General features: G+C 71.1%; 8 protein-coding genes and 2 tRNA genes. 3 read left to right on the top strand and 7 right to left on the bottom strand.

The features are described from left to right. The first annotated feature begins 170 nt into the window (after positions 1-170). Positions 171-1091: a DUF559 domain-containing protein gene (locus tag ACI798_RS18750; protein ID WP_457048633.1), complete on the top strand. Its 921-nt coding sequence runs from the start codon at positions 171-173 to the stop codon at positions 1089-1091. A 65-nt stretch (positions 1092-1156) separates the two neighbouring features. Here ACI798_RS18750 and clpX read toward each other — a convergent pair whose 3' ends face one another. The 7 genes from clpX to ACI798_RS18715 all read right to left on the bottom strand — a co-directional run bounded on the left by clpX (position 1157) and on the right by ACI798_RS18715 (position 8009). Beyond that, a complete protein-coding gene (gene clpX, locus ACI798_RS18745) occupies positions 1157-2431 on the bottom strand; it encodes an ATP-dependent Clp protease ATP-binding subunit ClpX (protein WP_456940730.1) in 1275 nt (424 codons plus the stop codon). 304 nt (positions 2432-2735) lie between these two features. After that, positions 2736-3365: an ATP-dependent Clp protease proteolytic subunit gene (locus ACI798_RS18740; RefSeq protein WP_387985431.1), complete on the bottom strand. Its 630-nt coding sequence runs from the start codon at positions 3363-3365 to the stop codon at positions 2736-2738. A gap of 20 nt (positions 3366-3385) precedes the next feature. Continuing rightward, positions 3386-4021 carry an ATP-dependent Clp protease proteolytic subunit gene (locus tag ACI798_RS18735; RefSeq protein ID WP_456940731.1) on the bottom strand — a complete coding sequence of 212 codons (636 nt, stop codon included), beginning with the start codon at positions 4019-4021 and terminating at the stop codon, positions 3386-3388. 305 nt (positions 4022-4326) lie between these two features. After that, positions 4327-5796 carry a trigger factor gene (tig, locus tag ACI798_RS18730; RefSeq protein ID WP_457048632.1) on the bottom strand — a complete coding sequence of 490 codons (1470 nt, stop codon included), beginning with the start codon at positions 5794-5796 and terminating at the stop codon, positions 4327-4329. Positions 5797-5882: 86 nt separating this feature from the next. Continuing rightward, positions 5883-5956, bottom strand: a tRNA-Pro gene (locus tag ACI798_RS18725). Positions 5957-6032: 76 nt separating this feature from the next. Further along, a complete protein-coding gene (locus tag ACI798_RS18720; RefSeq protein WP_456940733.1) occupies positions 6033-6479 on the bottom strand; it encodes a hypothetical protein in 447 nt (148 codons plus the stop codon). An 84-nt stretch (positions 6480-6563) separates the two neighbouring features. Continuing rightward, positions 6564-8009: an amidase gene (locus ACI798_RS18715; RefSeq protein ID WP_456940734.1), complete on the bottom strand. Its 1446-nt coding sequence runs from the start codon at positions 8007-8009 to the stop codon at positions 6564-6566. A gap of 45 nt (positions 8010-8054) precedes the next feature. On the opposite strand from ACI798_RS18715, the gene ACI798_RS18710 reads away from it, so the two are divergent. Both ACI798_RS18710 and ACI798_RS18705 read left to right on the top strand, forming a co-directional pair. Beyond that, positions 8055-8128 (top strand) — tRNA-Gly (locus ACI798_RS18710). A gap of 3072 nt (positions 8129-11200) precedes the next feature. Next, positions 11201-11347 (top strand): hypothetical protein, encoded by a 147-nt coding sequence (locus ACI798_RS18705; RefSeq protein ID WP_456940735.1) that lies wholly within the window; start codon positions 11201-11203, stop codon positions 11345-11347. The last annotated feature ends 6 nt before the right edge of the window (positions 11348-11353 follow it).

Raw genomic sequence — 11353 nt, 5'->3', positions numbered from 1 at the left:
CCCCCCCGCCCCCCCCCCCCCCCCCCCCCCCCCCCCCCCCCCCCCCCCCCCCCCCCCCCCCCCCCCCCCCCCCCCCCCCCCCCCCCCCCCCCCCCCCCCCGGCGTACAGAGGTCGGGATGTCCACAGGGCCCCGGCGGCGGAGCACTCCTCTGGGCCAGGCTCCCGGCCCGTGCACGAACTCGCCGCCCTCCTCCCCCACGGCGCCGCCCGCCGGGACCGGGTCACCCTCGCCACGAGCTCCAGCAGCGTCAGCCGGTGGCTGACCCGCGGTGACGTCGTCCTGCTGCATCCGGGCGTGCTCGCCCTCACCCACCGGAAGGACGAGTGGCCGGTCCGCGCGCTCGCCGCGGTGCTGTGGACCCGCGGTCCGCTGAGCCACCTGTCCGCCCTGGGCGTGCACGGGCTGGCGCCCGCGCCCTCCGGGCCGGTGCACGTCACCGTGCCGGCCGACCGCTGGCCCCGCGGATCCGCAGGAGTCGTCGCCCACCGGACGACGCTGCCGATGCGTCCCGTCCGGGTGTCCGGCCTGCCCGTGCTCGGCGCCGCCCGCAGCCTCGTCGACGCGTGGAGCTGGGCCGCCAGCCCACGGCGCAACCCGCAGGCGGCCGTCGACGTCCCGGTGGTCCGGCAGGCGGTCGTCGAGGCCGTCCGCACGCGGGCGGTCGACGTCGAGGACCTGCTGGAGGAGTCCGCGGAGCAGCGGGTGCACGCCGGCCGGGCGGAGCTGACCGACCTCCTCGGTCTCGTCGCGGGCGGCTGCCGGAGCGAGCTCGAGGTGTTCGGCGTCCTGCACGTGCTCTGCACACCCGGCATCCCGCCGTTCGTGCAGCAGCACCGGATCGTGCTCGCCAGGGGCCGCACCGTCTACCTCGACGTCGCGTGGCCCGGGCTGCGGGTGGCGGTGGAGCTCGACGGCGCCGCCTTCCACGGCAGCCGCGAGCAGCGGGAGCGCGACCTGCGCCGCGACACGGCCCTGGCGGCGCTCGGCTGGGTCGTGCTCCGGTTCAGCTACCGGCGGCTGACCACGGACCCGGACGGCTGCCGGCGCGAGATCAAGGCGGTCCTGCGCCGGCGGCTTGCGGCCCTCTGAACGCCGGTGGCCCAGGACTCACCGAGTCCTGGGCCACCGGGGTACAGCGGTGTGTCAGCCGAGCGTCAGGCGCTCTTCTCGCGGCGCTCGCGGTTGGGCTTGCGCGGCACGATGGTCGGGTTGACGTGCTCCAGCACGACCTCCTTGGTGATCACCACGGAGGCGACGTCCTCGCGGCTGGGCACCTCGTACATCACCGACTGCAGCACCTCCTCCATGATCGCCCGGAGCCCGCGGGCGCCGGTGCCGCGGAGGATGGCCTGGTCGGCGATCGCCTCGAGGGCGTCCTCGGTGAACTCCAGCTCCACGCCGTCGAGCTCGAACAGCCGCCGGTACTGGCGCACCAGCGCGTTCTTCGGCTCGGTGAGGATCTGGATCAGCGCGTCCCGGTCGAGGGCCTGCACGCTGGTGATCACCGGGAGCCGGCCGATGAACTCGGGGATCATGCCGAACTTCAGCAGGTCCTCGGGCATGACCTCGGCGAAGGCGTTGGCCTCCTCGATCTCCTTCTTGCCGCGGATCTCCGCGCCGAAGCCGATCCCCTGCTTGCCGACCCGCTGCTCGATGACCTTCTCCAGGCCGGCGAAGGCACCGCCCACGATGAACAGCACGTTCGTCGTGTCGATCTGGATGAACTCCTGGTGCGGGTGCTTGCGGCCGCCCTGCGGGGGCACCGACGCCGTCGTCCCCTCGAGGATCTTCAGCAGCGCCTGCTGCACGCCCTCACCGGAGACGTCGCGGGTGATCGACGGGTTCTCGCTCTTGCGGGCGATCTTGTCGACCTCGTCGATGTAGATGATCCCGGTCTCGGCCCGCTTGACGTCGTAGTCCGCCGCCTGGATCAGCTTGAGCAGGATGTTCTCGACGTCCTCGCCGACGTAACCGGCCTCGGTCAGCGCCGTGGCGTCGGCGATCGCGAACGGGACGTTGAGCATCCGGGCCAGCGTCTGCGCCAGGTGCGTCTTGCCGCACCCGGTCGGGCCCATCAACAGGATGTTGGACTTGGCGAGCTCGACCGAGTCGTCCCGGCTGGAGCGCTCACCGCCGGCCTGCACCCGCTTGTAGTGGTTGTAGACCGCGACGGCGAGGGTGCGCTTGGCCTTCTCCTGGCCGATGACGTACTGCTCGAGGAAGTCGTGGATCTCGCGGGGCTTCGGCAGCTCGTCGAACTTCAGGTCCGACGACTCCGAGAGCTCCTCCTCGATGATCTCGTTGCAGAGGTCGATGCACTCGTCGCAGATGTAGACGCCGGGGCCCGCGATGAGCTTCTTGACCTGCTTCTGGCTCTTCCCGCAGAACGAGCACTTGAGCAGGTCACCGCTCTCACCGATTCGTGCCACCTGCTGACCTCCACCTCAGGGGGTTTGCAGATCCCGGGGGTGCGGACCTGCGGATCGTGTGTCGCTTGCTGCCCGTGCTGGCTCCGCGGGAGCGGGTGCCGCGAGGGTGACCTCCCGGCGCTGCCGGCCGGGCTTGGGGCGTTCGCCGACGGTACCTGTCGCCGCCGACGCCGCGGGGGTTCGACGCCCCGGTGCGCCGGGGGCGCCCGACTCGCGCGTCACTCCCGGCACTGCACCCCGAACGGTACGGGTCGAGCGCGCGACACGCGCGAACTCGACCCGCACCGATCGGGCGATCACGGGATCAGACCGGCAGCGCGTTGAGCTTGCGGCTCTGGATGACCTGGTCGACGATCCCGTACTCCTTGGCCTCGGGGGCCGTTAGGATCTTGTCGCGGTCGATGTCGGCGCGGACCTGCTCCACCGAGCGGCCGGTGTGGCGGGCCAGGATCTCCTCCATCTGGGCCCGCACCCGGGCAATCTCGGCGGCGTGGATCTCGAGGTCCGAGACCTGGCCGCCGGCCTCGCCGGAGGGCTGGTGGATCAGCACGCGCGAGTACGGCAGCGCCAGCCGCTTGCCCGGGGTGCCGGCCGCGAGCAGGACGGCGGCGGCCGAGGCGGCCTGGCCCATGCACACGGTCTGGATGTCCGGGCGGACGAACATCATCGTGTCGTAGATGGCCATCAGCGACGTGAACGAGCCACCGGGCGAGTTGATGTAGATCGTGATGTCGCGGTCGGGGTCGGCCGACTCCAGCGTGATCAGCTGGGCCATCACGTCGTTGGCCGACGCGTCGTCGATCTGCACCCCGAGGAAGATGATCCGCTCCTCGAAGAGCTTGTTGTACGGGTTGCTCTCCTTCATGCCGTAGCTGGTCCGCTCCACGAAGGAGGGCAGCACGTACCGGCTGGAGGGCAGCTGGAAGTCGCTCATCGTCTGTCAGTCCTCGCTGCTCAGTTGTCGGAGACCGGGTTGGCGCTGTCGGTCATCGCGGCGCGGCTGACGACGTGGTCGACGAAGCCGTACTCGAGGGCCTCCTGCGCGGTGAACCAGCGGTCGCGGTCGGAGTCCCGCTCGATCTGCTCGATGGACTGGCCGGTGTGGAACGACTGCAGCTCGTTGAGCTCGCGCTTGGTGCGGCGGAACAGGTCGGCCTGGATGGCGATGTCCGCGGCGGTGCCGCCGACGCCGGCCGAGGGCTGGTGCATCATGATCCGCGCGTGCGGCAGGGCGTAGCGCTTGCCCTTGGTGCCCGCGGTCAGCAGGAACTGCCCCATGGAGGCGGCCAGGCCCATGCCGTAGGTGGCGACGTCGCAGTCGATGAACTGCATCGTGTCGTAGATGGCCATGCCGGCGCTGACCGAGCCGCCCGGCGAGTTGATGTACAGGTGGATGTCCTGCTTGGGGTCCTCGGCGGACAGCAGCAGCATCTGCGCGGCCAGCTGGTTGGCGATGACGTCGTCGACCTGGGTGCCCAGGAAGATGATGCGCTCGCGCAGCAGGCGCTCGTAGACCGAGTCGTTGAGGTTCATCCCCCCGGCGCCGCCCCGCATGAGCGGGCTGCTGGCCGGGTTCGGGTGGGTGCTCACGGGTGGTGTGACCTCCGTTGGCGGTGGATCGAGTCGGTCTCGGTGGGCGGGGAGCGGGGCCGGCGACCCTGGCGGGCCGTACCCCCGGCCTCCGCCCCGAGTCACGTCGACCCTAACGCGCACCCCTGGGCCCGCAGTCCCGGCGCGGGGCCTGTTCGCCGACGGCGCAGCGCGCCCCCGGGAAGACGACGGACGCCGCCCTCCCCCGCGTGCGCGGGGGCAGGACGGCGTCCGTGGTGAGCGTCCGGGCGGCCCCGTCCGAGGCTCGCCCGAGCTCGCTCGGGGTGAGAGGACGGGGTCCTTCGTCAGCCCTTGGCGACGTCCTCGCTGTCCTCGGTGGCACCCTCGGTCGCCTCGACGGCGGCCGCGTCGGCGACCTCGGCGTCGGGGGCCTCGTCGGCCTCCTCGGCGGCGGTGTCGTCAGCCGCGGGGGCGGCCTCGGCGGCGCGCACCGTCTGCGGGCGGGCGGCCTCCAGGTCGACGACGTTGCCCGACGCGTCGGTGATCGTCGTCTGCTCGAGCAGCTGGGCCAGCGCCTTGGTGCGGCGCACGTCGGCGACGAACTCGGCGATGTTGCCGCTCTGCTGGAGCTGCTGGGCGTACTGCTCCGGGCTCATCCGGTTGCGCGAGGCCTGGGCCATGATCTGCGCCGACAGGTCGTCGTTGTCGACGGTGATCTCGCGGGCGTCGGCGATCGCGTCGAGGACGAACTGGGTGCGGACCGCCTCCTCGATGTTCTTCTTCTGCTCGGCGTCGTAGGCCTCGCGGCTCTCGCTGCCGGACATGGACAGGAAGGTGTCCCAGTCCATCCCGGCGCCGGTGAGCTCGTTGGTCAGCGCGTTGTTGCGGAACTCCAGCTCGCGGTCGACCAGGCCCTCGGGGATCGGGACCTCGGTGACCTCGAGCAGGTGCTCGACCAGCTTGTCGCGGGCCTGCGCGCCCTGCTGCATGACCTTCACCCGCGACAGCCGGGTGCGGACGTCGTCGCGCAGCTCCTCGAGGGTGTCGAACTCGCTGGCGGTGGAGGCGAACTCGTCGTCGAGCTCGGGCAGCTCCTTGGCCTTCACCGAGCGGACGGTGACGGTGACCTGGGCCTGCTCGCCGGCGTGCGGGCCCTGCTGCAGTGCGGTCTCGAAGGTGGCCGACTCGTCGGCGGACAGCCCGCGGACAGCGTCGTCGAGGCCCTCCATGAGCGAGCCGGAGCCGACCTCGTAGGACATGCCGCTGGTCGTGCCGTCCTCGAGCACCTCGTCGCCGACGCGGGCCTCGAGGTCGATGGAGACGTAGTCGCCGTCCTGGGCGGCGCGCTCGACGCCGGTCAGCATGGCGAAGCGCTCGCGCATGACCGAGACCTGCTGGTCGATCTCCTCGTCGGTGACCTCGACGTCGTCGACGGTCACGTTCAGGTCGTCGAGGGCCGGCAGCTCGATCTTCGGGGCGACGTCGACCTCGGCGGTGAACGCCAGGGTGTCGTTGTCGTCGAGGCGGGTGACCTCGATGTCGGGCTGGCCGATGACGCGGACCTGGTTGTCGCGGACGACCTCGGAGTAGACCTCCGGGATGGCGTGCTGGACGACCTGCTCGAGGACGACCGGACGGCCGATGCGCTGGTCGAGGATCCGGTTGGGCACCTTGCCCGGACGGAACCCGGGGACGCGCACCTGCCGCTTGAGCTCCTTGTAGACCTCGCCGAAGGCGTGGTCCAGGTCTCCCCACGGCACCTCGATCGCCATCCGGACCCGCGTGGGGCCCAGTTCCTCGATGGTGCTCTTCACAGCGGCAGTGCTCCTCGGTACGACGGAAGGGGACGCCGGGACCGGCGCCGGGTCGACCCCCGAGTCTAGAGACGCCGGGGGCGGGGTCGGGGTGGCGGGATTCGAACCCACGGCCCCCCGCTCCCAAAGCGGGTGCGCTACCAAGCTGCGCCACACCCCGTGGCGGCTGCGAGTCTAGGTGCAGCCGGAGACGCCCGACCGCGCGTCACCGCCCGCGGCGGCGCGGGCCCCGTGGTTCAGCCCAGGGAGGCGGTGAGGGTGACCGAGTCCTCCGCGACCGTCTCGCAGGTCAGCTGCAGGGGGCCCGCCGAGACGCTGTCGCCCTGGGCGCAGGACAGCTCCCGGTCCCCCACCCGCAGCATGGCCTGACCGCCCTCGACGGCGCCGAGCTCGACCGTCACCCCGAGCACCTCGGCCTGCCGGCCCGGTCCCGACAGCTGCAGCCTGCACGTGGTGCCCGAGCAACTCAGGTCGGCGTCGGCCCCGCCCGTCCCGCTCGCGGTGGCGCTGCCGCCGGCGCTGGTCTCCGTGGCACCGCCGGTGTCCTCGGTGGTCTCGGTCGCGGCCGTCCCGGTGTCGGCGGTGTCCGAGCCGTCCCCGCAGCCGGCCAGTGGCAGCAGCAGGAGGGTCCCGGAGAGGACACCGGCGACCAGCCCGGCGCGTCGTGCCGTCCTCGTTCCCATGCCCCCTCACGGTATCGGCGGAGGCCGGTCCCCGGGCTCCTCCGGTGCGCCGCTCACCTCGCCGTCTGCATGCCGGCGCTCGGGTCAGACGGCCGGACGGCGGCCGGCCCACGGGGCCGCCTCCTCCAGTGCGGCGGCGACCCGCACGAGCAGGTCCTCCCGGCCGGCGCCCGCGATCACCTGGACGCCGACCGGCAGGCCGGCGTCGGTGGTGTGCAGCGGCAGGCTGACCGCCGGCTGGCCGGTGACGTTGGCCTGGGCCGTGTACGGGATGAACGCCCCGATCCGCCGCCCCTCCTCGCGCGGGCCCGCGGCGGTGAACCAGCCGAGCTCCGGCGGCGGCGCGCCCACGGTCGGGGTGACCAACAGGTCGAAGCCCTGCCCGCCGTCCGCGGCCGGGGTCCAGAAGCGGGCCATCCGACGGCACCAGGAGCCCAGCCAGGCCCGAGCGCCGAGGTACTCGGCCGCGGTCGTCCGGTGACCGGCCGCCCGGTAGTGGGCGTTGCGCGGCTCGAGCTCGTCGTCGGCGATCTCCCGGCCGAGGACCCGCTCGAGGTCGGCGAGCATGCGGGCGGTGTCGGCGGCGATGGTGGCGTTGAAGTGCCGGGAGAAGCCGTCGTCGAAGAAGGCGGCGGGCGCGGCGGGCTCGACGTCGCAGCCGAGGTCCTCGAGCAGCCGGCCGGCGTGGGCGACGGCGGCCCGGCACTCGGGGCTGTCGAGCCAGCGCTCGTGCGGCGGGGCGTCGAGCAGGCCGACCCGCAGCCGGCCGACCGGGGCGCCGACCTCCTCGACCAGCGGGCGCGGCAGCGGCGGGGCGGCGTAGGGGTCGCCGGGCATCGGGCCGCCGATGGCGTCGAGGACGGCGGCGGTGTCGCGGACGGTGCGGGTGACGACGCCGTCGATGGTGGCGCCTGCCCAGCCCTCGCCGACGTCGGGGCCCTGGCTGACCCGGGCCCGGCTGGGCTTGAGCCCGACCAGTCCGCACTCGCTGGCGGGGACGCGGATCGACCCGCCGCCGTCGCTGGCGTGCGCGATCGGGACGTACCCGGCCGCCACGGCCGCGGCCGACCCGCCGCTGGAGCCGCCGGTGGAGCGGGTGGGGTCCCACGGGTTTCGGGCCGCGGCGTTGGCGGCGGGCTCGGTGGTGACCGTCGTCCCGAGCTCGGGGACGTTGGTCCGGCCGAGGACGACGAACCCAGCAGCACGGAAGGCCTCGGCCAGGTGGCTGTCACGCCGCCAGCGGACCCCTGCGTCGCGCAGCGGGGCGAGGCCGTAGCAGGTCTCCTCCCCCGCCATGTGCGCGCCCATGTCCTTGAGCAGCAGCGGCACGCCGCGGAAGGGCCCGTCGGGCAGCCTGCCGGCGGCCTCGGCGCGGGCGGCGTCGAACCGGTCCCGGATGACGGCGTTGAGCTGCGGGTTCGTCGCCTCGATCCGGGCGATCGCGGCGTCGACGAGCTCGGCGGGGCTCACCTCCCCCCGGCGCACCCGGTCGGCTTGCGCGGTGGCGTCCAACTGTGTGGGCTCGGTCACGCCCGGACGCTATCGGCCGGGCCCGCTACGCTGGGCGGGCACCTCGCGGGTGTAGCTCAATGGCAGAGCCCCAGCCTTCCAAGCTGGCCATGCCGGTTCGATCCCGGTCACCCGCTCCACGTCCTAACCAGGGCGGTTGCCTGTCTGCGCATGTCAGCCGGGCAGCGCCGCTCCTTCCTTGCCTTGAGGGTGCTGCCCCCTGCTGACCGCTGACCACCGGGTTTGGCCGGTGCTTAAGGCACGGTTGAGGCACGATCCAGTCGACACAGCTGGATAGGCATCTCGTGGAGAGCCCACTTCCGGGCCGACTGTCAACGACACGATGACCCGCCATGACCTGCACAGGGACTACCCGGAGGACGGCGCCAGCCGCTTGAGCGCCGTCCAGTCCGTCTTGCTCGGCGCGGGTCCAGGTCACTGAACCGGGGCAGTCCCCTGCGCCGTTCCTAGTCGCTTGGGGGTGCCGACTGCCGCCACGGGTAGGAGTGGGGGGCGGACCATTCTCTGCCGATGCCCGGGGGGGCAGCCCACAGAACTGTCCAGCACGCAACCCAAGTGCCTGCAGCTGGAGTCCGTGCAGTCCGCTAGCAGCTCTCCCGGCTCCGGCATGAGATGTGCGGCCGCCTCGTTGACCGGACGGGGGACGGAGCCGCCGGCGAGTCCGAACAGAGCGACACCGGCGTCGTCGGCCCAGCGGCGCGCCTGGCGGGTGAAGCCCGCTGGGGAGATCACCGCAGCGCGGCTGGCAATCACACTCGCCTGTCCCTGCACACGCTGGACACCGGAGAGCCCCGCGCCGGAAGAAGCAGAATGCAGATGGACCAGCAGGTGCTTGCCGCTGCGCTGAACGCCCCTGCCGGCCTTCTGCGGTTGCACATCGGTGAAGCCACACCAGTGGAACCAGCTCGATAGGGCCCGATGGTCGTCGAGGTCCCCGTAATAGAAGTCGGACCAACGCGACGTGGGTGCGTACCGCCACAGCCGTCCCCACTTGTCGGAGGTCCCGCCGTCAGCCGCCCACCACTCTCCGAGCAGCTCGGCCAACTCGTCGACAGGCAGCTCGTCGAGGGGCATGTCAGGCCTGGAGCTCCCGGACGTGGTGAACGGCGAACCGAACGTCCATCCGTCCCCGGGACCCCGGATCGTCGTGGACCTCCAAGTCGGCGGTCCAACCAAGCCCAGGTCTTAACGCGACCTCAACCTGCGCCGCTTCCGTCTGCCCTGAGCGGCAGGAGGTGCAGACGATCTTGACCACCTCTCCAGGAATGCTGACGCTTGCCTAGAGTCGTTTGCCCTAATTTTTCGCCCTGAGCTTTCGCGGCCGAGATGTGCCGCTCAGGGACCCTCTTCCGAGTCCTTCACCCTGGGGATACCGTCGTTACTGCCCTCGGGGGCAACGCCACTCCGCAGTCTTCTTGATGATCGATGCGGAAGGAAGGCAGATGTCATCCATCACTAGGGAGCAGGTACTCAGTTCTCTTCCGGCCGACACTAGGCGGGATCTAGGCCCCGAGCCGCCACCCCCCATCGCGGATTTCACCGTTTCCGATGGACGGCAAGTGACGTTCGTTGCTCTTCCCAGCGACGATGCCTTGGAGGCTTCAAATCTAGGAGTGCAAATACGTACTCCGCCCAATGTCAGCCCACTGGACGCGTTGAGCGTCGCTCAGATGACGGCACGGGACATCTTCGAAGCCTTCGCCGATCACGAGCTCGCTGTCCCCGAGGAGCTCAGAAGTCATGAACAGAGCCAAGATCGACCGCGAGGGTGGGCTCGTCACCTAGCGGGGGAACCACAAAGCAGCCTGGGGATTTGTAGCCGCCCGGGATTCATTGCTACTCTTCCTTCATTCTTCTGGGCTCAAAGCACTACAGGTCAGGCCGGGGAGGTGATCGAACTGCATATCGGTCCTCGCCATAACCCCTGGGACTGGGAATGGGGTGGTGGTGGATGGCCCGCATCCCACCCAGGATGGAAGCGAGTCTCTACCGAAGCGCACAATGTCGACCGATTCTTCTGCCGGATTGTGGTCTGCGGTAAGGGTTATCATGCCTATCAGGACCTCCCGGGCGACACACTCGGGCCGTGGCTGTTCAGCCAGTACCGAGCACCCGGCAGTACAACGTGGGGTAATGCTCTAGAGGTGATGTTCCCGGCTCCGACCACTGGGGCGACTTACGACTGGCACTTCTGGACTGGGTACAATTGGGACTGGCGCACGAGCATCCTTCACAGCTCGCTGGGCGATGTGTTCCACGAGTACCGCGCCTACGGCATTGTCGCGGTGGGGGATGCCTAGCGACTGCGCCATATGAGCGCCTCCGATGGCCTGCCACGTTTGTGGGCTTGCCTGGCGTAGGTGCTTCGTTTGCGCCTCACAGCCGGCGCGGGCTGGGAGCCTTGTACGCCTCCGCTTCGCGGAGACTGTCTCGTCCTGCCGCCCTGAGGTTGATCCGGCCGCCCTCAGCGTCGAGGGGCGCAAACCATCTTGACCACCCCTACGGGGACGCTGGCGCTTGCTCAAGATCGTTTGCCCTGATCCCTTGACCCTGAGCCTCCACGACCGGAGTGGCTCAGAGGCGCGGTGACGGGAGATGCCCGCCATCGGACGACGATCCGGACCGGGACGGCTAATACGCCCAAGGGACGGTGGGTCACGCGTGGATCACGCCGGACCGCTGGGTCACATGTGGTCATGAGCCCTCGCCCGGCGGTTGGAATGAGCCACTGACCAGCGCAGATACGGTTACGAGACCCCGCCTTCCAAGCTGGCCACGCGGGTTCGGTTCCGTCACCCGCTCCACGTACTGACCAGGGCGTGTGCGCGTCGTCCGGCTCACCAGGGCGTCGGTGTTGCCCTCGTGCCTCGGTCGTGCCGCCCCCTGTTGGCCGCTGACCACCCGATCCGACCGGTGCTCGAGAGAGGGTGGAGGCACGACCCAACGGGGTCCCGGTCCGCCGACACAGCCGAGCGCTTCCGGCCGTCGACCGTCGGCTGTACGACGCCGGCGTCCGAGTCCGTCACCGAAGCCATCCGTCGTGGCGCCGTGCAGGAGATCAGGATCCGGGCGCTCACCGGCATCGCCGTGCTCAGGGCCGCTCCCCGGCTGCCCCTGTCCCAGCCGTCTGTCCCAGCGCGACGAGCTCCCGTGGCGGCCGCGCACCCGCCAGAGCCACGCACCGGCCCCCGATGGCCACCGCCACCACGGCGATGGTCACGCCGTACGGGGTCGAGACCTTCGGCGCCGACAAGCCGAACGTCGTCCACCCGGAGCGCAGGGACGGGGACCAGGGCACCTCCTTCCGCCTGGAGAGCCCGACCGCGAGGGCGCCCTGACGGGCC

Source organism: Geodermatophilus sp. SYSU D01045, assembly GCF_054050295.1.
Note: the sequence above shows the minus strand (reverse complement) of the source record. Positions and strands in the feature narration are given on the sequence as shown.